This is a genomic window from Halosimplex litoreum (assembly GCF_016065055.1).
Taxonomy (GTDB): domain Archaea; phylum Halobacteriota; class Halobacteria; order Halobacteriales; family Haloarculaceae; genus Halosimplex; species Halosimplex litoreum.
The window spans coordinates 1,070,479-1,093,241 of record NZ_CP065856.1; the positions used below are offsets into that span (position 1 = coordinate 1,070,479).

General features: G+C 71.6%; 24 protein-coding genes. 13 read left to right on the plus strand and 11 right to left on the minus strand.

Translation table 11 applies throughout. From position 1 onward, the window contains the following. Window positions 1-359 precede the first annotated feature (359 nt). Window positions 360-983, plus strand: a complete 624-nt coding sequence (locus tag I7X12_RS05255; protein WP_198062813.1) for a hypothetical protein — start codon at window positions 360-362, stop codon at window positions 981-983. A gap of 60 nt (window positions 984-1,043) precedes the next feature. Here the strand turns inward: I7X12_RS05255 and I7X12_RS05260 are convergent, their stop codons facing one another. The 3 genes from I7X12_RS05260 to I7X12_RS05270 form a co-directional block, all read right to left on the minus strand. Further along, window positions 1,044-1,877 carry a bacteriorhodopsin gene (locus I7X12_RS05260; protein ID WP_198062814.1) on the minus strand — a complete coding sequence of 278 codons (834 nt, stop codon included), beginning with the start codon at window positions 1,875-1,877 and terminating at the stop codon, window positions 1,044-1,046. Between the two features lie 522 nt (window positions 1,878-2,399). Further along, the gene (locus I7X12_RS05265; protein ID WP_198062815.1) at window positions 2,400-2,915 is read right to left on the minus strand and encodes a hypothetical protein; all 516 of its coding nucleotides are present in this window, start codon (window positions 2,913-2,915) and stop codon (window positions 2,400-2,402) included. Then, a complete protein-coding gene (locus I7X12_RS05270) occupies window positions 2,915-3,217 on the minus strand; it encodes a UPF0175 family protein (RefSeq protein ID WP_198062816.1) in 303 nt (100 codons plus the stop codon). Before I7X12_RS05270 ends, I7X12_RS05265 begins: the two co-directional genes overlap by 1 nt. 122 nt (window positions 3,218-3,339) lie before the next feature. Between I7X12_RS05270 and I7X12_RS05275 the strand changes: the two genes are divergently transcribed. The 5 genes from I7X12_RS05275 to I7X12_RS05295 all read left to right on the plus strand — a co-directional run bounded on the left by I7X12_RS05275 (window position 3,340) and on the right by I7X12_RS05295 (window position 6,838). Beyond that, window positions 3,340-3,786 (plus strand): SHOCT domain-containing protein, encoded by a 447-nt coding sequence (locus I7X12_RS05275; protein WP_232343058.1) that lies wholly within the window; start codon window positions 3,340-3,342, stop codon window positions 3,784-3,786. Between the two features lie 73 nt (window positions 3,787-3,859). Continuing rightward, complete coding sequence (locus I7X12_RS05280; protein WP_198062817.1) at window positions 3,860-4,717, plus strand: pantoate kinase; 858 nt, start codon at window positions 3,860-3,862, stop codon at window positions 4,715-4,717. Between the two features lie 186 nt (window positions 4,718-4,903). Then, window positions 4,904-5,170: a UPF0058 family protein gene (locus I7X12_RS05285; RefSeq protein WP_198062818.1), complete on the plus strand. Its 267-nt coding sequence runs from the start codon at window positions 4,904-4,906 to the stop codon at window positions 5,168-5,170. 89 nt (window positions 5,171-5,259) lie between these two features. Beyond that, complete coding sequence (locus I7X12_RS05290; protein WP_198062819.1) at window positions 5,260-5,976, plus strand: helix-turn-helix domain-containing protein; 717 nt, start codon at window positions 5,260-5,262, stop codon at window positions 5,974-5,976. A gap of 88 nt (window positions 5,977-6,064) precedes the next feature. Beyond that, window positions 6,065-6,838: a 4-phosphopantoate--beta-alanine ligase gene (locus I7X12_RS05295; protein WP_198062820.1), complete on the plus strand. Its 774-nt coding sequence runs from the start codon at window positions 6,065-6,067 to the stop codon at window positions 6,836-6,838. Between the two features lie 42 nt (window positions 6,839-6,880). Here the strand turns inward: I7X12_RS05295 and hutH are convergent, their stop codons facing one another. The 5 genes from hutH to I7X12_RS05320 all read right to left on the minus strand — a co-directional run bounded on the left by hutH (window position 6,881) and on the right by I7X12_RS05320 (window position 12,428). Continuing rightward, window positions 6,881-8,524 (minus strand): histidine ammonia-lyase, encoded by a 1,644-nt coding sequence (gene hutH / locus I7X12_RS05300; protein WP_198062821.1) that lies wholly within the window; start codon window positions 8,522-8,524, stop codon window positions 6,881-6,883. 177 nt (window positions 8,525-8,701) lie between these two features. Further along, on the minus strand, window positions 8,702-9,991 hold the full coding sequence (locus tag I7X12_RS05305; protein WP_198062822.1) for a hypothetical protein: 1,290 nt from the start codon (window positions 9,989-9,991) through the stop codon (window positions 8,702-8,704). A 51-nt stretch (window positions 9,992-10,042) separates the two neighbouring features. Beyond that, entirely contained in the window at window positions 10,043-11,059 is a 1,017-nt protein-coding gene (locus I7X12_RS05310; RefSeq protein WP_198062823.1) for a hypothetical protein, read from the minus strand. A gap of 37 nt (window positions 11,060-11,096) precedes the next feature. Further along, window positions 11,097-11,384, minus strand: coding sequence for a hypothetical protein (locus tag I7X12_RS05315; protein ID WP_198062824.1), 288 nt, complete (start codon window positions 11,382-11,384; stop codon window positions 11,097-11,099). 117 nt (window positions 11,385-11,501) lie between these two features. Next, the gene (locus I7X12_RS05320) at window positions 11,502-12,428 is read right to left on the minus strand and encodes a thiamine-phosphate synthase family protein (RefSeq protein ID WP_198062825.1); all 927 of its coding nucleotides are present in this window, start codon (window positions 12,426-12,428) and stop codon (window positions 11,502-11,504) included. Between the two features lie 152 nt (window positions 12,429-12,580). Between I7X12_RS05320 and I7X12_RS05325 the strand changes: the two genes are divergently transcribed. The 4 genes from I7X12_RS05325 (at window position 12,581) to I7X12_RS05340 (ending at window position 16,311) form a co-directional block, all read left to right on the plus strand. Then, window positions 12,581-13,513: a sulfide-dependent adenosine diphosphate thiazole synthase gene (locus I7X12_RS05325; protein ID WP_198062826.1), complete on the plus strand. Its 933-nt coding sequence runs from the start codon at window positions 12,581-12,583 to the stop codon at window positions 13,511-13,513. 84 nt (window positions 13,514-13,597) lie between these two features. Next, on the plus strand, window positions 13,598-13,762 hold the full coding sequence (locus I7X12_RS05330) for a hypothetical protein (RefSeq protein ID WP_198062827.1): 165 nt from the start codon (window positions 13,598-13,600) through the stop codon (window positions 13,760-13,762). A 69-nt stretch (window positions 13,763-13,831) separates the two neighbouring features. Then, complete coding sequence (locus I7X12_RS05335) at window positions 13,832-15,133, plus strand: outer membrane protein assembly factor BamB family protein (protein ID WP_198062828.1); 1,302 nt, start codon at window positions 13,832-13,834, stop codon at window positions 15,131-15,133. Next, window positions 15,130-16,311, plus strand: coding sequence for an outer membrane protein assembly factor BamB family protein (locus I7X12_RS05340; protein WP_198062829.1), 1,182 nt, complete (start codon window positions 15,130-15,132; stop codon window positions 16,309-16,311). Before I7X12_RS05335 ends, I7X12_RS05340 begins: the two co-directional genes overlap by 4 nt. A gap of 80 nt (window positions 16,312-16,391) precedes the next feature. Here the strand turns inward: I7X12_RS05340 and I7X12_RS05345 are convergent, their stop codons facing one another. Next, window positions 16,392-17,951 carry a SagB/ThcOx family dehydrogenase gene (locus I7X12_RS05345; RefSeq protein ID WP_198062830.1) on the minus strand — a complete coding sequence of 520 codons (1,560 nt, stop codon included), beginning with the start codon at window positions 17,949-17,951 and terminating at the stop codon, window positions 16,392-16,394. Window positions 17,952-18,062: 111 nt separating this feature from the next. On the opposite strand from I7X12_RS05345, the gene I7X12_RS05350 reads away from it, so the two are divergent. Continuing rightward, window positions 18,063-19,022, plus strand: a complete 960-nt coding sequence (locus tag I7X12_RS05350) for a patatin-like phospholipase family protein (protein ID WP_198062831.1) — start codon at window positions 18,063-18,065, stop codon at window positions 19,020-19,022. A 39-nt stretch (window positions 19,023-19,061) separates the two neighbouring features. Here I7X12_RS05350 and I7X12_RS05355 read toward each other — a convergent pair whose 3' ends face one another. Continuing rightward, window positions 19,062-20,081, minus strand: coding sequence for a Brp/Blh family beta-carotene 15,15'-dioxygenase (locus I7X12_RS05355; protein ID WP_198062832.1), 1,020 nt, complete (start codon window positions 20,079-20,081; stop codon window positions 19,062-19,064). 102 nt (window positions 20,082-20,183) lie between these two features. Between I7X12_RS05355 and I7X12_RS05360 the strand changes: the two genes are divergently transcribed. Then, the gene (locus I7X12_RS05360) at window positions 20,184-21,770 is read left to right on the plus strand and encodes a phytoene desaturase family protein (RefSeq protein WP_198062833.1); all 1,587 of its coding nucleotides are present in this window, start codon (window positions 20,184-20,186) and stop codon (window positions 21,768-21,770) included. Window positions 21,771-21,791: 21 nt separating this feature from the next. On the opposite strand, the gene I7X12_RS05365 is transcribed toward I7X12_RS05360, so the two are convergent. After that, window positions 21,792-22,487 carry a class I SAM-dependent methyltransferase gene (locus tag I7X12_RS05365; protein WP_198062834.1) on the minus strand — a complete coding sequence of 232 codons (696 nt, stop codon included), beginning with the start codon at window positions 22,485-22,487 and terminating at the stop codon, window positions 21,792-21,794. Window positions 22,488-22,607: 120 nt separating this feature from the next. Between I7X12_RS05365 and I7X12_RS05370 the strand changes: the two genes are divergently transcribed. Continuing rightward, complete coding sequence (locus I7X12_RS05370) at window positions 22,608-22,754, plus strand: hypothetical protein (protein WP_198062835.1); 147 nt, start codon at window positions 22,608-22,610, stop codon at window positions 22,752-22,754. Window positions 22,755-22,763: the final 9 nt, after the last annotated feature.

Sequence of the window (22,763 nt, forward strand, 5' to 3'; positions counted from 1 at the left end):
GCAGCCCGCACAGGAGCATCGCGACGAGCAGGAACGTCTTCCGGCGTTCTGCCGAGCGAAGCGAGGCAGAATCCGTCACGAGCGAAGCGAAGTGACGGCATTCCCGCGAGATCGCCAGCGTTTGTCGCCGTAGGGGGCGAGGTCGCGCAGCGACCTCGGATACGCGAACGGCGAACGAAGTGAGCCGTGAGCGGCGACAAACCTGGGAGCCAGCGAGACGAACACAGTGAGTCTCGCAGGATCGCCAGCGCCTCTCTCCGTAGCGCCGCTCGATCTCGCCGCGGTCCGAAACCACCAACGGCTGTCGCCGCGAACACGCAGCCGTCAACGTTTTTCAGTGCCACTCCCCAAGCCAGCCCGTGGAGTGGACGGCCTACACGTTCGAGTGCGCGGACGGGCGGGCCCGGGAGGCGCTGGTGGGCTGGTTCGACGACCGCCACCCGATGGACCCACCAGACGACGGAGACTGCGTCCACGGCGACCTCGTCGACGGAGAGGGGGCCGAGCGGCCGGCGGACCTGGCGTGGGTCGGCGAGTACTGTTACGCCCTGACCGACGACCCCGTGCCCGGTCTGCTCGTCGAGAGCGCCGACCGGTGGGAACGGGCGGCCGTCGGGACCTTCGACTCGGAGACGGAGACCTGCACGGAGGCGGTGCTCTACGGCTCGGGCGGCGACGACCGCCCGACCGAGACCGCCCGCTACGAGGGCGAGGACGGCCTCGCCGGACAGGACATGCTCTACCGATTCGCGATGGTCCACCGGTTCCGCTTTCGCGCGTTCGCCCACGCGCCGCCGGCGCCGATGCTCACCGAGATCTTCGGTGCGTTCGACGCCGTCGCCGGCATGGGCTGGGAGAGCGACCTGCTGGCGGAGTTCGAAGCCGAGACCGGCGTCGAACCCACCGCCCGCGGCGTCGAGTTCCTGGCCGACGACCCCGTCCTCGACGACGGGGAGTTCCACGAGACCGCCGAAGAAGAGTGACCGGTGGGGCCGACGGTGACCGGCAGGCAGACGAGAGGCGGTCAGACGGTCGCGGTGCGGTCAGTCGTCGGCCGGCGCGGCACGGCTCTCGGTCTCCGTCGTGAGCCCCGAGCCCGCGACGACGTCCTGATTCGCGGCGACCCAGCGCAACAGGAGGAACGCGAAGATGTACTTCGCACCGATGTCGAGCAGGGAGTATCCCCAGGAGGTGAGGCCGACCGACTCGACGAGCGCGAGCCCCTCGACGCCGACGGCCCAGATGATCGGGTAGCCCAGCCACAGCACGACGGTCAGGGCCCGCAGCGTCCCGAATATCTCGCCGGTACCCGCGGCGGCCGCCGACCGCGGCCACTCGACGAGTACCGCGTAGAGGACGACGACGAAGAAGGCGCAGCTGATCCCGTAGAACACCCAGCGGAGCGCGTACGACGACGTCACCAGCGCGGCGGCCAGTCCGGTGATACACATCCCGATGTCGGCCGCGACGACCGTGAACAGGCTCCCGAGGTCGGCGTCGGCGAGGAGCCCGAGCGCGAGCAGGATCATCGGCGTCGAGAGCGCCCACGTCAGGTACCGGCCCCACTGGCTCAACACCTCCTCGCCGGCCAGGGCGTGGCCCGCAGGCATCTCGATGAAGCCGACGGTCAGCCCCGAGACCAGCGCCGTGTAGCTCGATATCGAGACCAGCGGGATCAGCAACGTCGCACCCCACACGAGTTTCGCCCGCGGCTCCTCGACGTTGCGCCCCATATAGACGAACAGCAGTATCGACAGCCCTGCCAGCGCGATGTTCGCCCACAGCGACGAGGACAGCAACACGTCGTTGTTTATCTCCTGAAACACCTCGGACTGCGTGGCCTGCAACACGGCCCCACCAGGTGTGGTCGGTGACATACGTCCGGCAGTTCGGGCCCTGTGGTATTGTACCTCGTGCCAAACTATGCAGGGATCGACCCGTGGAACCACCCGGACGACCGCGCGAGCCACGCGTCGGCCGCGGGAACGCCCGTGACCCCGCAGGTCGTTCGTGTCGCTCGCGTAGACTACTCCCCGACCGCACCGACCGCCTGCGACCGCATCTGCGCCCATCTTTTTCCAGCGGGGGTTTCCTCGGTCGCTTCGCTCCCTGCGGGAACCCCGCGGCAAAAACATGGGTGAAAAAGCGGGACCTCACTCCGTTCGGTCCCGCGAGCCGCTCGCTCCGCTCGCGGATGCTCTGTCTCCAGTTACTCCCCGACCGCACCGACCGCCTGCGACCGCATCTCGCCCATCATGCTGCCACCTTTTTCCCGGGTGGCTTTCCTCGCTCCTTCCAGTCGCTGCGGGAACCCACCCGGCAAAAACGTGGGCGAAAAAGCGGGACCTCACTGCGTTCGGCTCCGTGAACCGCTCGCTTCGCTCGCGGACCCTCGACAGCTACTCCCCGACCGCACCGACCGCCTGCGACCGCATCTCGCCCGTCATCTGGATGCCGTTGGCGTCGATGCGGCGGACGATCCGCCGGGCCTGCGAGCGAGAGAGGTACTTGTCCTCGGCGGCCGCGCGGGCGACGACGCCGAAACTGCTCGTGACCGCGCCGCCCAGGCCCTCGGCGAGGCGACGGACGCGGCGGTCCTCGGAGACGACGGCGACGGCGTAGCGGTCGTTCGGGTCGACGTGGGCGACGACGCCGGCGAGCATCGCCGCCTCGTGGGTGCCCTCGTCGATACCGACGACTTCCACGGCTTGCTCGTGGGCGGCGTCGGGGACGGCCGTCGACACGTCCGTCTCGTCGAGAAACGACTCCAGCGCGCTCCGGGCGGGCTCGGTCGTCACCTGCCGCTCGACGACCCTCGGGACGACCAGTCGACCGTCGAGACTCTCCAGCAGGTCGAGCTCACCCACCTGACCGAGCGCGTAGAGACTCGTCGGCCCGACGTAGATGCGTCCCATCAGAGCTCCTGGGCGGTGTAAGCGTCGTCGCTCAAGTCCTCGGCGGCCAGCTGGGTGGTGAGGTTGCGCTCGTGGGCGATCTCCAGCCACTCGCCCAGCGAGACGCCGGCGATCCGGGCGGCCTCCGCGACGGAGGCGTCGCCCGTCTGGTAGCGCTCGACCGCGCGGCGAACGCGCAACTCGGCCAGCCCCTCGCGCAGGGCCTTGCGGATCGTCGTGCTACGGTCCTCGTCTAGCAGTTCGGCGACCGCGTCCAGTTCCTCCTTCTCGTCGGTCGGGAGCCGCGCACTGACTGACGGCATACTCGAGACGATGTCTGACAGCGGATACAATAATTCTGTGGGTCGCGACCGTCGAGCCGACACACCGGCGTCTGCGGAGCCGGGGAAGGTAGATACAAATGCCGGGCCGACATCGATCCGATATGGCACGCGACGCGACCGACGTCGTCGACCCCGACGACGAGGAGGAGAGCCCGCTCGTCGGCGTCGCGACGGGAGCCGTCACTTTCCTGACGCTCGGGGTGGCGTTCGCGCTCATGTTCCTCGGCGTCGACTACTTCTGGGTTGCGTTTCCGGTCGGCTTCGGCGGCGGCATGCCGCTCGCGATCGCGCTGGCGAAGTACTACGAGTCCGAACGCGAGGCCGACCGCGGTCGCGAGCGGGAAGGCGGACATCGTGACCGCGGCCGCAGTGACGAGGCCGACGCGGCGCTGGCGGAACTCCGGGATCGCTACGCTCGCGGCGAACTCGGCGACGAGGAGTTCGAAGCCCGCGTCGAGCGCCTGCTGGAGACCGAATCCGTCGACGACGCCGAGACGTTCCTCGGGGTGTCCGAGGGCGACCGCTCGACGGAGCGCGAGCGGGCGTGAGCGCCGGGGCCGCTCGGAGACCGGAGCGCTCGGAGGACGAAACTGATTACAGGCGCCGTGCCGACGAGCGAGTATGACAGCGGTGGCACGAGCGTTCGTTCCCGGCCACGTGACGGGCTTTTTCACCGTCGACAGGGCCGAGGACCCGACGAAAGCGGGGTCGCGCGGTGCGGGGCTGGCGCTCTCGGAGGGCGTGACCGTGACGGTCCGGCCCGCCGAGACGGTCGCGGTGACGCTGAACGACGCGGTCGTCGAGATCGAGGCGGTCGGACGCGTGCTCGACGCCCTGGAGGCGACCGTCGCGGTCGACGCGGTGACGGACCTGCCGGTCGGCTCGGGCTTCGGCGTCTCCGGCGCGACGGCGCTGGGGGCGGCGCTGGCGACGAACGAGCTACTCGACCGGCGACTCTCGACGTACGAACTCGCGACGATCGCCCACGGCGCCGAGGTCCAGGCCGGCACCGGCCTGGGCGACGTAGTCGGACAACTGCACGGCGGCGTCCCGATACGGCTGGAGCCGGGGAGCCCACAGCACAACAAGATGGACGCGGTGCCGGCCCGCTCGCGCGTGGAGTTCCAGACGTTCGGCGAGCTATCGACGAGCGAGGTGATCGGCGGCGACACCGAGGCCATCTCTGCGGCCGGCGAGCGGGCGCTGTCGCGGCTCGTCCAGGAGCCGACGCTGGAACGGCTCCTGGCGTCGTCCCGACAGTTCTCCCGCGAGGCGGGTCTGGTCACCGACCGGGTGTACGAGGTCGTGACCGACGTGGCCGAGGCCGGCGGTGAGGCGACGATGGGGATGCTGGGGCAGACGGTCGTCGCGCTCGACACCGGCCTCAGCGACGCCGGCTACGACCCGACGAGCTGTCAGATCGACCCGACCGGAGCCACCGTAGTCGCGCCACCGAACGACCGGACGCTGCCGGAGTGACACTCCCTACCGCCCGCCAGCGGCGGACCGTAGTATTCGGGTATTCGTTTTTCGACCGTGGCATCCAAGGGTTCGTCCGGGCCGACGATGCGCATCGTATCGGTCCCACCTCTCCAACCCCGGCTTCGCGCTTTCCACCCCACCCGCCCGCTCCCGTCCGGAGCGGGCCCCCGTCACCACCCACGCATGCGAAAACGCGAATCACTCTACCTGCACGCGCTGTTCGCGCTCCTCCGACAGGAGTTCGACGAGGAGCGCGACGCGGATACCGGTCCGGTCGACGAGTACGACCGCATCGGGGTCACACCGACGGCGGTCCACCGCTCGAAGGCCGCACACGAACGAGCGCTGTTCGCGCTCTCGGCGGAGCTGAGCGCGACCGCCGCGTCGGCGATAGACGAGACAGACCACCCCCGTATCGACGCCGGGGGTTCGAACCAGTATGCGCGGTAACCGGCGACGCTGGGGTTCGCCTCCGGTGTCCCCGCTCGCGTCCAGCGGCACAAGGTACTTGCCGCTATACCCGTGGGGTCCCCGATAAGATGGCCCCACCCGCCGACCGACCGACCGAGCTCGAGTTCCGGGTGACCAGTTCCGACTACCCGTTCGTCAGCGGCTCGGAACGCGGTTCCTGCCGGTGGATACTCCGGGAACTCCTGCCGCGGTCGGACGGCGAGTATCTGGAGTTCTTCGAGGTCCGCGACGCCGCTCCCGCCACCGTCGAGCGGATCACCGACGCCGAACCCGTCGAGGAGCGGCTGGTCGACCGCCACACCGACAACGGTGTCGTCGTCTGTCACGTCGAAGACCACACGACTTGTGTCGCGACGACGCTGGCCGACGAAGGGGCGTTCCTCCGGGACCTCTGGGCCGAGGACGGCGACGGCCGCGTCGTCGCCGAAGTTCTCCCGTCACGCGACGCGGGGACCGTCGTCGACGCGCTCGACGACGCGCACCCGTCGGTCGACCTGGTCGCCAAACGCGACCGTCCTCGGGAGGGGCCGCTCTTCCTCCGCCATCGGGTCCAGGACGTACTCGCCAGAGAACTCACGGACCGACAGCTGGAAGTGCTGGTGACCGCCTACCGGGTCGGCTACTTCCAGCGGCCTCGAGAGACGACCGGTGCCGAAGTCGCCGACGCTCTCTCGATCTCGCCGTCGACGTTCTCCCAGCACCTCCGAGCCGCACAGCGCAAGCTCCTCGCCGCCCTCTTCGAGGAGTGCGGTCCCGCCGCCGGCCACCGGATCGACGCGGAGTGAACGGCCGCCCCGCCGGCGTCTCGGACGGACGGTGCTCGGACCCACCCGGAAACGTCGGCTTTTCGGCGCTCGCCCGCGAGCAACCGGTATGACCGACGCCGACGGTGACGTCGACATCCCCGAGAGCCACCCGCGCTACGAGTCGCTGCTCACCCGCCACCGTATCGAGGCGGGCGTCGAGGCCGGTATCACCTCCCGCCAGGGGCTCGTCGCCCAGGGCCGCGGCGAGGCCTTCGATTACCTGCTCGGCGAGCGGACGCTCCCCTCGGCCGACGCCGCCGAACGAGCCGCCGCCGCCCACCTCCTCCTGGCCGACCACCCCGTCCTCTCGGTCAACGGCAACGTCGCCGCCTTGGTCCCCGGCGAGGTCGTCGACCTGGCCGAGGCGACCGGATCCGATATTGAGGTGAACCTCTTCAACCGCACCGACGAGCGCATGGAGCGGATCGCCGACCACCTCCGCGAGCACGGCGCCGGCGAGGTGAAGGGCCTCACTGCCGACGGGACCATTCCGGGACTGGACCACGAGCGGGCGAAGGTCGACGCCGACGGCATCGGCGACGCCGACGTGGTCCTCGTCCCGCTTGAGGACGGCGACCGCGCCGAGGCGCTGGGCGAGCTGGGAAAAGTCGAGATCGTGATCGACCTCAACCCGATGTCTCGGTCGGCCCGCGCCGCCGACGTGCCGATCGTCGACAACGTCGTCCGCGCGGTCCCGGCGATCACCGACCACGCCCGCGACCTGGCCGACGCCGACCGCGGGCGGCTCGAATCGGTCCTCGCCGCGTTCGACGCCGACGAGGCGCTTTCGGTCGCCGAGCGGGCGATCCGTGAAGGTGGCGACGACGAGAACGGGACGTGAGGCCGCCGTCCGCGTCCGTCCGCGACCGACGGTGGCGAACGCTCAGGCCAGCGGTTCGTCTAGTCCTTCGTTCACCCGGTCTTCGAGCGTACCCGACCGAACGAGGTCGGCGACGGTGGCCATCTCCTCGGCGAGCGGGCGGTCGTCTTCGAGGGGAGGAACGCGCTCGCGGACGGCCTCGTAGGCGGCGCCGCTGCCGCGTCCGGGGGCGAGGTCGTCGTCGACGAACTCCGCGGCCTGAGCGGCGCAACAGAGTTCGATCCCGAGGACCCGGGCGACGCGGTCGGCGGTCTCTCGGGCGCCCCACGCGGCGGTGGCGCTCATGCTGACGTGGTCTTCCTGGTTGCCGCTGACGGGCGTGTTGTCCGTCGCGGGGCGGCCCGCGGCGCGGCACTCGTCGACGAGCGCGGCCGCGGTGTACTGGGCGATCATGTAGCCCGACCGGACGCCGGGTCGGCTCGTGAGGAAGGGCGGAAGGTGTGGTTCCTGGGTGTTGGGGTTGAGCAGACGGTCGACCCGACGCTCGCTGATGGCGGCCAGGTCCGTCAGGGCCGCGGTGAGGTAGTCCAGGCGGTGGGCCAGTGGCGCGCCGTGGAAGTTCCCACCCGAGAGGACCGCGGCGTGGTCGGTGCCGCTGGCGCGGGCGGCCCCGGCCGTGGCCCCGTCGTCGGTCCGACCGGCGATCGAATCGCGACGGAAGACGAGTGGGTTGTCGGTGGCGCTGTTGAGTTCCGTCTCGACCGCCCCCCGGAGGTGGCCGAGGGCGTCGCGGACGGCGCCGTGGACCTGCGGGAGACAGCGCGTCGAGTAGGCGTCCTGGACGCGGTCGCAGTTGCGGTGGGAGTCGACGATCTCCGAGCCGGCGGTCAGCCGCCGGAGGTTCGCCGCACTCGCGGCCTGGCCCTCGTGAGGGCGAACCGCCTGGATCGCCGGGTGGCTCGGCACCGTCGAACTCAGCGTCACCTCCGTGGTCAGCGCGCCCGCCGCGTCCGCGGCCCGGACCAGCCGTTCGGTGTCGACGACTAGCAGGGCACCGAGTCCGACCGTCAGCTGGGTGCCGTTGACGAGCGCCAGCCCCTCCTTGGCCCCCAGCGTCAGCGGCTCCAGCCCCGCGAGGGCCAGCGCCGCCTCGCCGTCGAGACGCTCACCGCCGTCCGCGGTCCGGACGTCGTCGGCGTTCCCGTCGACCCGGGCCGCCCCTTCGCCGATCAGGACGAGACTCGCGTGCGCCAGCGGCGCGAGGTCGCCGCTGGCGCCGAGGCTCCCGGTTCGCGGGACGACTGGGTGGACGCCCTCGTTCAGCATCGTCACCAAGTGGTCGACGACGACCTCGCGGACGCCCGAGTACCCGGCGAGGAGGGCGTTGACCCGGGCGAGCAGCATCGCGCGGACCGCTTCCGTGGGAAGGGGGTCGCCGCTGCCGGCGCTGTGGCTCCGCAGGAGGTTGGTCTGGAGCTGTGCGACCTCTTGGCGGGGGATTCGCTCGTCGACGAGTTCGCCGAAGCCCGTGTTCACGCCGTAGACGGCCTCGTCGCTCTCGACCACGTCTGCCACACGCTCGCGGGCGGCGCGGACGGCCTCGCGGGCGTCGTCGGCGACGGCGACCTCGGCACCGCCGCGGGCGACCGCGACCACGTCCTCCGGGGTCAGCGACTCGCCGTCGAGGACGACCGTCGACTCAGCCACCGGACTCACCTCCCGACGCGCCGGCGCGACCCTCGCCGCGATGGCCGCTGACAGCGCGGTCGGTCTCCTGCCGCGTCATGCGACGGCTTGGTGTGTGGCGGACAAAAGCGCGGCGGCGGGGGTCGGGCCGGCGACGGATCGGCCGAACCGGGTCGACCGAGCCGGGTCGGGACCGGACTACGGCGCAGCGACGGTGACGTTCCTCTCGGTCCCGCTGGCGGTCGCGTTCGCGACGAACGAGTCGGGGCCACCGAAGACGACGACCGTCTCTTCGCCGATCCGTGTCGACCGGAGGCTGGTCGCGTTTCGCGATTCGAGGTCCGTTTCGAGGTCGTCGACGGCGGCGGCGAGTTCGTCGGCCTCGGTGGTCGAGTCCATGCGCAGGACCCAGGCGACGCGCGGTTCGACGCCGATCCCGAACCGGACGATCCTGTCCGTTCCCCAGCCGGCCGCCGCGGTCGCGGCACGGTCCGCGGACAGGCCGGTCCGCAGCCAGGCGCGCAGTCGGATCTCGCCCGCCCGTTCCACGTCGGGCGCGTCGGCGCCGTCGACGCTCACGTCGAGGCTTCGCGGCGGTTCGGCGTCCGGCGCGAGCCCGTGGAGAACCTGCTCGGCCGTTCGTGGCGGCGGTCGGTACACGGCCGAGACGTTCGCCGGCGAGTCGATCCGGCCCTCGACGTACCGGGCGGCGAACAGTGACTCGGCCGCCAGTGGACGGAACGCCTCGCCGGCGTGGTCGTAGAGACACTCGCGCATCTCCAGCGGCGTGCGTCCGTTCCAGCGCTTCTCGTAGCGCTGGGCGTACTGTTCGGTGACGTAGACGGGGACGCCCTCCTCGATCCCGCCGACGATCCTGCCGTCGAAGGCGGCCGCTTCGAACTCCGCTATCTCCCACTGGAACGAGTGGACGTACTCGTGGACGAGGATCAGCTCGACCGTCTCCGCCGAGAGGTTTCCGAGCGTGATCGTCACGCGGTCGGCGCCCCCGGACGCGGGGAAGAACGTCCCCACGCAGCCGGATTCCGACCCACGACCGGACTCGTAACCGAGCGCGCGCTGGGCCAGTGACGGCTCGATCGTATCGAAATCGTACGCCCCCTCGTCGGTGACGACGACCTCGGGGGGCTGTTTGTCGATGCCGAGCAGCCGCTCGACGCGCCGGAAGACGACCGTGGCGTTGACCGGCAGGTCGCCGCCGGTGACGGTCACGCGCTCGCTCTCGCCCACGCCGCCGGGCTCGCTCGATTCGACTTCGGTTCCGGTCGGCGACGGCTCCCCGTCCCCGGAGGAGGCGGTCGGCGACACTCCGGGCTCCGACTCGGTCGCGGTCGGTGTCGCTCCCGGCCCCACGTCCGTCGGGGCCGATGTCGAGTCCGGCGTCGTACTCGCGCCGAAGGGCGCTCCGCACCCGGCGAGGACGAGGAGACACGCGCACAGCAGCGTCGGAAGGGGTCGTCGGGTAGCCATATCGCCGGATAGGATTGTGGTGTGAAAATACTGTCGGAGCTACAGTTTCGGCTACGGGACGGTGACCGTCACGTCGCCGTCGGAGCCGGTGGCCTCCCCGCCCGCCGCGAACGACTCGGTGCCGGCGAAGACGACGACGGTCTCGTCGCCGACGCGGGCCGTTTCGACGCTCGTCGCGTCGCGCGACTCCAGCGTCGTCCCCAGATCGGCGGCTGCCGCGGCGAGTTCGTCGGCGTCGCTCTCGGAGTCCGCGCGCAGGACCCAGGCGACGCTCGTCTCGTCGCCGCGCTGGAAGGTGAGGAGCTCGTCGGCGCCCCACCCGGTCGCGGCGGTCTCGACGCGATCGGCCTGGAGCCCGGTGTAGAGCCACGACCGGAGTCGGAGTTCGCCCGCCCGCTCGCGAGCGTCACCGATCCAGCGACCGCGCTGTCGGACCGACACCGAGAGGTTCGCGACCGGTTCGGTCCCGGGAGCGAGCCCGTGGATCACCTGTTCGGTCGTTCGGGGCGGCGCCCGGTACACCGCCGAGAGGTTCGCCGGCGTGTCGAGCCGCTGCTCGAAGTGCAGCCCGCCGAAGTAGTAGCGGCCGGCGAGCCCGCGAGTGCCGTCGTCGATGCGGTCGTAGATGCACTCGCGGATGCCCAGCGGCGTCGTCCCGTTCCAGCGCTTGTCGTAGCGATCGGCGTAGCGGTCGGCGACGTAGACGGCGCTGCCCTCCGAGAGCGCGTGGTCGACGGCGTACCGTTCGACCTCGCCGACCCGGTCGAACCCTGCGACGGCGTCCTGGACGATGTGGACGAACTCGTGGGCGAGGACGAGTTCGACCGCGTCGGCCGAGAGGTCGCCGGGCGCGACGGTAACGGTGTCGGTACTCGCGAAGGCGGGATAGAACTGACCGCACTGCGAGACCGCCCCGTCGCCGCTGCGGTAGCCAAGCGCCTCGGTGGTCGGAGTGAGTTCCCGTGAGGAGAAGTCGATCGGCCCGTCGTCGCTCACCCGGACGGTCGGCGCCGGCGCGTCGACACCCATCAGTCGCTCGACCCGCTGGTACACCTCGGTCGCGTTCACCGGAAGCTCCCCACCGCTGACGACCACCCGATCGCTCTCACCGACGCCCGCTGGCTCGCTGCTCGCCGGTGGCGTCGAGGTGGGGGTCGGTGTCGGCGCGGGGGTCGGAGTGGCGGTCGGCGTCGAGGTGGGGGTCGGTGTCGGCGTGGCCGTCGCAGTCGGTGACGGCGATACCGTCGGCGTTGGCGACGGGCTCGGCGTCGGTGTGGCAGTCGGCGTCGGTGCGGTCGCGGGCGTCGCGGTCGGCGATGCCGGCCCGTTCGCGGGCGTCGTTCCGTCGTCGGTCGGCGCGGGCGTCGACCCGCCACCGAGGAGCGTCGAGCACCCGGCGAAGACGAGGAGCGCTGCGAGGAGGACGGTCGCTGTCGAGCGGCGGAGACCCATCGTCGTATCGTTCGGCTGTCACCCATAAATACTACCGGTCGGGGGGACGGCCGCCCCCTCACTCGGTCCGCGCGGCCTCGGCGAGGTCGACGGCGAGGGCGGCCGCTTCGGTCGCCGTCTCGCCGAAGACGTACGCGACGGGTTCGATGCCGAAGGCTCCCTCGTGATAGGCGACCCGAGGGACGCCGCCGCGCTCGCGGAACCCCTCGCGCAGACGCTCGTCGCGCCCCTCGTAGTCGGCGCCGAACTCGAAGGGGTCGATCCCGCGCTCGCGGGCGGCGTCGAGCAGCGCCTCGGAGGTCGCGAGATTGAGCGCGCCCCGTACGTCGGGGTCGACGGCCGTCGCGGCGCGGATCGTCTCGGCGACGCGCTGGGAGGCGCCGAACTCCGGGTCAGCGGGGAGCACGACCCTGCCGTTGACCGCCTGGAGGCGCCCGGGGACGGCGGCCACGTCGGTCGCGTCGGCGGCGTCGGGGACCGCCGTCCCGACGTTCGTGCCGACGTTGGGGACGTGCTCGGCCATCCCCGGTTCGGTGGCGATCCGACGGGCGGCCCGCCGGACGGCGGCCAGCGCCTCGCGCTCGGCGAGGACGGCGTCGTCGGTTCCGCGGACACACAGGTCACATCCCATCCCCTCCAGCGCGGGCATCTCCTCCTCGTGGACGGCGCAGATGGGACCGCGGTCCTCGAAGACGCGAACGAGGTCGAGCAGTTCCGAGAGCGCCTCGTAGCCGTCCATCGAGCCGTCGGCGAACCCCTCGGCGATAGCCTCGACGGTCGTGACCATCCGCTTGTCCTCGGCGAAGCGGTCCTCGACGCTCACGTCGCCCCGGAGGTACTTGCTCACCGCCGCCTGGGTCAACCCGAGGCGGTCGGCGATCTCCTTCTGGGTGAACCCGCGGTCGTGCAACGACGTCGCCAGCATCGCCCGCGCGGTCGGGAGGAACCGCTCGACCACGATCTCGCTGGGCAACCGCAGTGACATGGGCCCGCTTGCCCCGGCCGCCGTATAAGCGCGTTGTAAAACGGCCATCTCGGGCGGCCGCCGGAGCGGCGAGCGCGTGCGGTCGACCGTCGGGTTCTACGGCCGAGGGATACCGAAAGTCGTTTTACCACTGACTGGTAACACTGGTTAATATGAGCCAGGAAGGCTTCGACAAGTTCAGCGACGTGGGCGAGGCGGAAGTCACGCGAGCGATCGGCCAGGAGTGGACCGAGGAGTTCATGGACTTCTCCGACAGCGACGTGATCGTCGTCGGCGGCGGCCCCTCGGGCCTGATGGCGGCCAAAGAGCTGTCCGAGCGGGGCGTCCAGGTGATGGTCGTCGAGAAGAACAACTACCTCGGCGGCGGCTTCTGGCTCGGTGGCTTCCTGATGAACAAGGTCACCGTGCGCGACCCGGCCCAGCAGGTCCTCGACGAACTCGACGTCGACCACAAGCAGTCCAAGGATTCGGAGGGGCTGTACGTCGCCAACGGCCCCGAGGCCTGTTCCGGCCTCATCAAGGCCGCCTGCGACGCGGGCGCGAAGATGCAGAACATGACGGAGTTCACCGACATCGTCATCCGCGAGGACCACCGCGTCGGCGGTATCGTCATGAACTGGACGCCGGTCCACGCGCTCCCGCGCGAGATCACCTGCGTCGACCCGATCGCCGTCGAGGCGGATCTGGTCATCGACGCCACCGGCCACGACGCGATGGCCGTCAAGAAGCTCGACGAGCGCGGCGTGCTGAACGCGCCGGGTATCGGCGAGGAGAACAGCGGGATGGACCAGACCGGCGACGACACCTACGGCGCCCCCGGCCACGACTCCCCCGGCCACGACTCGATGTGGGTCGGCGAGAGCGAAGACGCGGTCGTCGAGCACACCGGCCTCGCCCACGACGGGCTCGTCGTCACCGGCATGGCCACCGCGACGACCTACGGTCTGCCGCGCATGGGCCCGACGTTCGGCGCCATGCTCGTCTCCGGCAAGCGCGCCGCCCAGGTCGCCCTCGACGAACTGGAGGTCGACGCCGACCCCGTCGACCTGACGAGCCGCGACGCCGCGGCGTCCGCCGACGACTGAGGACCCACTTCACGTTCTGATCGGGTCGCTCCGACGCCGTTCGCGACCCCTGACCTTTTCTCGCAGTGGCCCGGACACTGTTCAGTGACAGACGAACCGGAGTACTGTCTCCTCTGCGGCGAAGAACTCCAGACAGACCTCGCCGCCACGAACAGCCGGCAGTGCTGTCTCAACGCGACGCCGATCGCGGGCACCTGTCCGGAACACGGACCGGTCGGGCCACATTACGCGACGACCGAGCCGGACTGACGGGGCCACCGCCGACGGGAGCCGTCGGAACACAAGGGATTTACTGCGACCCGTCAACGATCGGACAAAGTGCGACGGAGAACGATCCTGGCCGGACTCGGGACCGCGGCGGTGGGGTCGCTGGCGGGCTGTTCGGGGGGATGTTCGCCCACGGGCGGGGACCGTACCGCCTCCGAGGACGACGCGGCGACCGGCTGGCGACAGGCCGGGGGCGGTCCCCGCCACCGTGGTCGGGTCGACGCCGAGGAGCGGCCGCCGGCGGATCCCTCGGCGACGACGCTGGGTCTCGGGCCGGTGACCGACGGGGAGGACACGCGCCACTCGCCCGCGACCGCGCCGGTCGTCGCGGACGGGCGGGTGTTCGTCGCGAAGGGGACGGGGAGCGAGTGGGTCGACGACCCGCCCGGCGGGGTGTACGCGCTCGACCCCGACAGGGACGACCCGGTCTGGTCGGTGGCGGTTCCCTCGGGCGTGACCGGGCCGCCGGTCGCGGTCGGCGACACCGTCGTCGTCGGTGCCCGCGACGAGTCGCTGACCGCCTACGACGCCGAGACTGGCGAGCAGCGCTGGCGCGTCGACCTCGGCGGGGTCCCGGGTACGCCCGTGGTCGCCGGCGACCGCGTGTACGTCGGCACCGACGCCGGCCGGCTCGCGGCGGTCCACCCGGATCGTGCCGGGCGGTGCGCCAGCCGGTCGCTGGTGTCGGCGGCGGCCAGGCTCACGAAGGGCGGGCGGCCGATCCCGGTGGCGCCGGCCGTCGACGGCGAGACGGCGTATCTCCTCGTCGACGGGCGGGCCGAGAACGTCTACAGCGAGCGGACGGCCGAACTGGTGGCGCTCGACCTCTCCTCGGGGGGCGAACGGTGGCGCTACACGGCGGAGACGGCGGACCCGCTCGCCGCGCCGACGGTCGCCGACGGCGTCGTCTACGTCTCGCTGGGGGGTGCGGTCCACGCGGTCGACGCGAGCGAGGGGACCCGCGAGTGGCGCTTCGCGACCGGCTTCGACCGGCCGAGCCGGCCGGCCGTCGGCGACGGGAGCGTCTACGTGAGCGCGAAGAACGTCTACGCGCTGGACGCCGCGACGGGTGCCGAGCGGTGGCGCTACGTCAACACGTACGCCGATCGGGGGACGGACCGGGTGCCGCGACAGGACGCGTCGGTCGTCGCCGGCGACCGGGTGTACGTCGGCCTGGGCGCGCTGGACGCCGAGACGGGCGAGCGCGTCTGGGGACAGCTCGGCAACCGCGCGGACTCGTCGTACTTCTGGGGTGACGACCGCGAGGGGAACGCGGCGCCCGCCGGCCCGGCGGTGGCGGGCGAGTCGATGGTCGCGACGCTGCGGTCCGGACGGGTGGTGTGGTTCGAATGAACCGGCGGGCGTACCTCGCGACCGGGGCGAGCGCCGCGGCACTGGTCGCCGGCTGTTCGCTCGGCGACGCGGGGGTCGACCGCACCTGCTCGGTCGACCCGACGCGCAACCCCGGCACCGCGGGCTGGCCGACCGCGACGGGCGACTGGCGGAACACGCGGTCGGTCCTTCGGGCGGCGATGCCGGAGCCGCCGCTGTCGGTCGGGTGGACCCACGCGGTCGGCGGCCACATCGGCATCCCCGCGCCGACGGTCGCCGACGGCACCGTCTACACGACCGACATGGACGCGACGCTGTACGCGGTCGGGGCCGAGGAGGGGCAGACGCGCTGGAGCGCATCGGTAGCCGATCCGGGCCTGCCGGTCGTCGCGGGCGACGCGGTAGCGCTGGGTGCGGACGACGGCCATTTCGGGGCCGTCGAGCGAGCCGACGGGCGCGAACGCTGGACGGCGGCGCTTCCCACCGCCGGCCGGTTCCCCTACAGGCGACCGACCGTGGCGGCCGGGGCAGTGGTCGTGCCGACGCGACTCGGGCTGGCGGCGTTCGACCGCGCGAGCGGCGAGGTGCGGTGGCGCTACCGGACCGGGCTGTCGACCGCGTCCCATCCCGTGGTGGCCGACGGGACCGTCTACGTGGGCGGCGCGGACGCGTACGTCCACGCGGTCGACGCCGCGACCGGCGAGCGGCGATGGTGGACCGAAACGGCGGCATCGGTCGAGACGCCCGTCGCGGTCGCTGGCGGCGCGGCCTACGCCGGGACGGTCGAGGGGACGGTGCTGTCCCTGGACGCGGCGAGCGGCGAGGTGCGGTGGCGCCGCGAGGTCGACGACCGCCCCGAGCGACTGGCCGTCGACGGCGGCCACGTCTACGTCGGCACCGCCGGGGGACTGGTCGCCCTGCGGGCCGACTCGGGCGAGCGCTGCTGGCGCTACGGCGGCTTCACTCCCTCCTACGCCGGCGGGCTGGCGGCGAGTCCCGACCGGGTGTTCGCGACGGACACCGGCTCCGACGGCGATATTCCGCGGACGCTCGTCGCGCTCGACCCGTCGAGCGGCGAGGTCGCGTGGCGCTTCTACGGGGCGGCCGACCGACTCAGCAGCGGCCCTGCCGTCGTCGACGGGGCGATATACGTCGGCGGCGTGGTCGAGGGCACGCTCTCGCTGATCGAGCTCTCCTGAGTCGGAGGGGTGACTCCGAGCGGGCGGTCATCCCCGGACCGACTCCGAGCGGGCGGTCACCATCGGACCGGCCGGACGCCTCAGGCCGGCTTCCCGAACGCAAAGAGCGTCATCGGGGTCTGGCCGTCGGCGTGGGGCGCGAGGTAGTCGGCGACCTCGGTGTCGAAGAAGGTGAACCCGCGCCCGCCCAGCGATCGATGGGCGTAGGTCGCGAGATACAGCCGCCCCAGAACGATCCCGGCCTCCAGTTGCGCGAGCCGATACCCCCGGTTGCCGAACTCCGAGACGACGGCGTCCACGTCGGCGACGAGATAGACGTTCACGGCGGCGTCGCCGACCACGTCCTGGCCGAGCGCGAGGTGGCCCGCTCTCTTCCGGTCGGTCTCGCGGACCCACTCCAGTTCGTCGGCGCCGGGGTGGTACTCGTAGACGCCCGAGTCGACCCCGTCGACTGCGTGGACGAGGCAGTAACAGTCGACGAGCCCGCGCAGGTCGCCGGCGAAGGCGTCGGCGGGGACGCCCCGGAGCGCTCGGTCCATGACGGTCGCGAATTTCCGGGCGCTGATGGGCTCGTGGCTGTACTCGCGACAGGAGCCACGACGTTCGATCGTGTTCCCGGTCGGGCGAGCGGAAGCAGTCTCGGCGTCGACGGGGTCGAGGGCGGTCCGCTCGCCGTCGTCCGCCGGCCGGGCACCCAGCGACGTGTCGGCGACCTCGTGGGCGAAGACCGAGCGCCAGGTGTCGGCGGCCTCGCCGTCGGCCAGTCGACTCCCTCGCCAGGCGTCGACGATCAGCGGGTAGTCGACGGGGTCCTCGGAGAGCGGGCGCTCGTCGGGGTCGATCGGGTCCACCTCGGGCGTCTCCGCGGCGTCGGAGACCGGCGAGCCCGACCCGACGGGGGCGAGCGCCAGCGGGGCCTCGTCGTCGGGGTCGAGCCCGAGCAACTCGACGACCGGATCGTCGGCGAAGCCCGCCACCACTTCGGCGCGGTGGCCGCCGCCGTGGGCGACCGCGAGCAGGTTCGCGAGGATCGTCCCGGCGTCCCAGAAGGCGTGGCGATAGGTCCGGTCGCGATACTTCCAGGCGTTGCGCCACCACTGAGAGGTGGCGACGAACGTGACCGGCGCGTCGGCGACGCCCGTCGAATCTCCTTCCTCGTCCCGGTCGCCCGCAGCCGCTGCGAGGACTCCCCGGTAGTCGCCCTCGCGAAGCACGTCGAACGCGCCGGAGTCGGGGTCGAAGTGGTAGACCCCGGGCGAGAACGCGCCGCAGTCGCCCGCGACGGCGTAGATATCGACGTGATACAGCGCGCCCGTACAGGCGGCGGCGCGATACCGGTAGCGCTCGCCGCCGGTCTCCGGCTCTTTCGTGATCCCCGCGGCGTACTGGCAGAGCGTCCCGATGTCGGGGTCGTCCTCAGTATCGTGTGCGGCGGCGGGCGGCGCGGCGCCGTCGGTCGCGACCGCCGCGAGCGCGGGCGTCTCCGGCGGGTCGGGGTCGTCGTCGGGCGAGACACGGGGCAGGCCCTCGTAGAGTTTGTACGGGCGAGGGCGGTTGGACTCGTCGAGTTCGAACTCCATCTCGCGGAGGCGCTCGGGGGAGTAGCTGGTCCGCTCGTGGTACTCGCGGGCGTCGACCATGCCGGCGGTTCGACCGGGCGAATCTAACCGTTTGGGGTGGCACGGGAGGCGCCCACGGGCCCCGAGTGGTCGCCGAGACAACACTATCGGTCGGGCGATCGAAGGGGGCGTATGGAACCAGACACGACGGTCGCGCTCGCCTGCCAGGGCGGGGGGAGCCACACGGCGTTCGCGGGCGGCGCGCTGGCCGAGCTGTTCGAGGGACTGCCGGCGGGGTACGCCGTCGAGGGGCTGAGCGGGACCTCGGGGGGAGCGATCACGGCCGCGGCGGCGTGGGACGCGCTCCGTGCGGACGGCCCGACGGCGGTCCCCGAACGAGTGGCCGATCTCTGGGCGGACGTCGCGGTGGATTCGGTGACCGAACGGACGGTCAACGACCTGGGCGTGTGGACGGTCGAACTCGCGGCGGCGGGCGCGCCGCTCCCGTCGGTGAGCCCGTACGCGAACCCGGCGGCGTGGGCCGGCCGGGCGCAGTTGCGCGCGCTCGTCGAGCGCCACGTCGAGTTCGGCCGGCGGGTCGAGCCGGGGGACCCGCGGCTGTTCGTCAGCGCCGTCGACGTGCTCGACGGTCGGTTCCGGACGTTCGACGAGCGCGCGGTGACGCCCGAGGTGTTGCTGGCGTCGGCAGCGGCGCCGCAGGTGTTTCCGGCGGTCGACCTCGACGGCGTCCCCCACTGGGACGGGCTGTTCGCGCAGAACCCACCGATCGAGCCCTTCCTCGTCGAACCGGACGACGTGGCGGACAAGCCCGACGAGATCTGGGTGGTCCGCGTCAACCCCGCCCGTCGCGAGAGCGAACCGCGGAGCGAGCGGGCGATCGCCGACCGCCGGGACGAGCTGGCGGCCGACATCTCGCTGACCGAGCAGATCGACTTCGTCGAGCAGGTCACCGAGTGGGTCGAGGCGGAGTGGCTCCCGCGTTCGGCGTACAAACCGGTGACCGTCCGACAGCTCGTCCTCTCGAAGCCGCTGTCGCTGGCCTCGCGGGTCGACCGCGACCCCGACCTGATCGACGACCTGTTCGAGCGGGGGCGGGCCGCCGCCGTCGACCTGCTGGGCGAACTGGACTGAACGAGTCGGGCGAGCGCCGCTCGGACGGCCGCCGGTCGCTCAGTGGACCGACCAGATCCCGCGGGTACGGTCGAGCCAGGCGCCGACGACGACGTGCGGGACGGCGACGCAGGCGACGAAGACGCTGTAGACGGCCACCCAGCCGACGGCGCTGGCCGGCGGTTCGGGCAGCCAGACGACCAGACCGGCGAGGACGGCCAGCGCGCCGACCCACGGGAGTGCGCCGTCGCGGGCGACTCGTCGGAGAGCGTCGCCCAGGGTCGCGTCGGGGGCGTCGTCGGTCATGCGAGCGACCTGTCGGGTCGCGTACCAGCAGGGAAAGTAGACGCCGACGGCGACGACCGGCGGGACGAGGGCGAAGTAGGCGATCAGCAGTCCCACCTCGGCTGTCTCGGCGCGCCAGGCCGACGGTTCGGCGGTCGACCGCGTGGCCCCGAGGTAGGCGACGACGAGACCGGCGTAACAGCCGCCGACGAACGCCCGACGGACGGGATCGAACAGCGGGCCGATCGCGGGGTCGCTCGCGAAGAAGCCCGCCATCGCGTAGGCGACGGCGCTGAACACGCCCGGCGCGGCCAGGTACGGGACGACCATCACCGCGCCGCCCCGTACCGCTGCGCCGACGACTCGCGCCCGCCAGGTCCCGAGCCCCTCGTCCGAACGGACGCGTCGACGGACGGCGATCCCGCCGTGGCCGGCCTTGAGGACCGTAATCGCGACGGCGACGACCAGCCCCGCAACGGGTGCGACCGCGAACAGCCACAGCGCCGCGGCCAGCAAGCCGACGTACGCGGCGAGATATCGGGCCTGCAGCGACTCCCCGCGACCGCGGAGGTTGGCGACGTGTTCGAAGCCGCCGTGGTAGAGGCTGACCGTCCCCATCAGGCCCAGATACACCGCAGCCTGCGCTTCCAGCGGGACGCCCACGCCGGCGTAGCTGACGACCGCGAACGCGACCGTCAGCCCGAGGAAGACGGCTCGCGACGCCCGCAGCAGGCGCCCGGTCGGTCCCGTCCGTTCGGCTCCCGGTAGCGAGAGCCCTGGGTCGGCGTACGCCATCGGCGGATGTGGGGGTCTGTCAGGGCTTAAAAACCGGCCGGCGTTCCAGCGGGCTGGGAACGCGGACGGGGCGTGATGGTCGGGCGGTCCTCGGTCCCGGGTATGGCACGGGAGTCGACCGGGGACGCGACCGCTCGCGACTCGGGACCGACGCGGGAGACGACCCCCGACGGGCCGGACCTGTCGGACGAACCGCTGGCGTGCGAGCGCGTCACCGTCGTCGGCGGCGGGTTCGGCGGGCTGGCGACCGCGCCGCTGCTGGCCGAACTCGGCGCCGACGTGACCGTCGTCGAGCAGAACGAACGGCTCGGCGGCGTGGCCAACCGGATCGAGGTCGAGGGCTTCACCTTCGATACCGGGCCGTCGTGGTACCTGATGCCCGGCGTCTTCGAGCGGTACTTCGAGCACTTGGACCGCTCGCCCGCCGACTACTACGACCTCGACCGGCTGGATCCGCACTACCGCGTCTTCTGGAAGGACGGCGATCGGGTCGACGTGCCCGACGACCCCGCGGCGGTGGCCGACATCTTCGAGTCCTACGAAGAGGGGGCGGGCGCGGCCTTCCGCGAGTACCTCGACGAGGCCGCGTTCACCTACGAGGTCGGGATGGACCGGTTCGTCTACGAGGACCGCCCGCGCTTCCGGGACTTCCTCGACCCCGACGTGGCGAAATCCGCACGGGGTATCGCGCTGCTGGGTTCGATGGCCGACCACGCCGCCGACTACTTCGACGACCCGAAGCTCCGTCAGCTCGTCCAGTACACGCTGGTCTTCCTCGGCGGCGCACCACACAACACCCCCGCGTTGTACAACCTCATGGCTCACGTCGACTTCGAACTCGGGGTGTTCTATCCCGAGGGCGGGATCTACAGCGTCGTCGAGGCGCTGGTCGAACTCGGCCGCGAGCGCGGCGTCGAGTTCGAGACGGAGACGGCCGTGACGGCCCTCGAGGAACGGTCGCGCGGACTGCGTGTCGAGACCGACGCCGGCGCCCACCGGGCGGATCGGGTGGTCTGCGGCGCCAACCCGGCCCACGTCCAGCGCGACCTCCTCGGTCCCGAGTACGGCCGCGACGACGACTACTGGGCCGACCGGACCTACGCCCCGTCGGCGTACATGCTGTATCTCGGCGTCGAGGGCGAACTGCCGGAACTCGACCACCACACGCTCGTCCTCCCGACCGACTGGGACGACCACTTCGAGCGGATCTTCGACGACCCGGCCTGGCCCGAGGACCCCGCCTACTACGTGAACGTCCCCTCCCGAACGGACGAGACGATCGCGCCCGAGGGCCACGAGACGGTGGTCGTCCTCGTCCCGATCGCGGCGGGGCTGGACGACTCGCTCGAGCGACGCGAGCGGTTCCGCGAGCAGGTCCTCGGCGACATCGCGGCCCACACCGGGGTAGACCTCCGCGACCGGATCGCCGTCGAACGGGTGGCCTGCGTCTCCGAGTTCGCCGAGTGGGTCGACGCCCCGCAGGGGACCGCGCTCGGGCTGGCACACACGCTCCGCCAGACCGGGCCGCTACGGCCCTCTCACCGTGGCGATCCGGACGGGCTGTACTACGTCGGCAGCTACACGACGCCGGGGGTCGGCGTCCCGATGTGTCTCATCAGCGCCGAGCACACCGCTGCGGCGGTCCGCGAGGACGCGACCGAGCCGGGGCGGATGCCGCCGCTGTGGTGAGCGGGGGCGTCCCGTCGCCGGTCACGCCGGTTCGATCACGAGCATCTCGGTCGCGCCGGGCTGAAACTCGTAGGGCACCGCCCCGAACTCGACCGCGTGGCCGTCGGCCCGGAGCGCGTCGGCGACGGGCTCGACGAACGCCGAGCGGGTCCGGTCCAGCGAGTGCAGCGGAAACACGCGCACCTCCTCGCGTGCGACGCGAGCGAGATCGCGCAGTGCGGCCTCGTGGAACTCCCGGTCGAGCCGGTCGTCGTAGACGAACAGCAGGTTCGCCGCGAGCGCGAGGTCGACGCTGTCGTCCGCGAGCGGGAGATCCGGCAGCGCGCCCGCGACGTACCGCTCCGGACGGGTCGCGTAGTCGGCGAGGAAGCGCTCGGCCGCCGCGCGGAGGTACCGCCCTCGGGCCTCGACGTCGCCGTAAAAGTCCCAGACGAACAGGTCCCGTTTCTCGCGGAGCTGATCGAGGTTGTACTCGATCGCCGTGTCGAGTCGCGGTTCGAGGGCGTCGGGCGGCGAGCCGTAGAGGGGATCCGTGGCGACCACGCGCTCGGCGAGTTCCGCCGCCGTCGCCGTGAACGCACCCGCACCCCCACCGCAGTCGAGTAGCGCCCGCCCTGCGATGTCCTCGGCGCGCAAGTCGAACATCCGCCGGTACTCCGCGAACGTCCGACCGATCGTCAGGAAGTCCGCCTCGACATCGAACGTTGTCTCCCCCATAGTCGTACGCTATTGTATTAGCGTGTACAATAGTGTATTGATTTTCGGACATAGACCCCGGATCCATCTCGCAAGCAGATGGACAGACGGCCTATGCCAAGCGGGTGCGTACCGCGATACATGCCCGAGACTGCGGCCAGAGAGCGGGACTACGTCGGCTGTCCGGCACCGGCGTGCAACCGCAAGGACAGGCGCAGCGTCATCAGGGAACACCTCGCGGAGATGGACGACCAGCGCCACGAGCGATTCGACGGTAGCGAGGTATAGCGGTCGCGC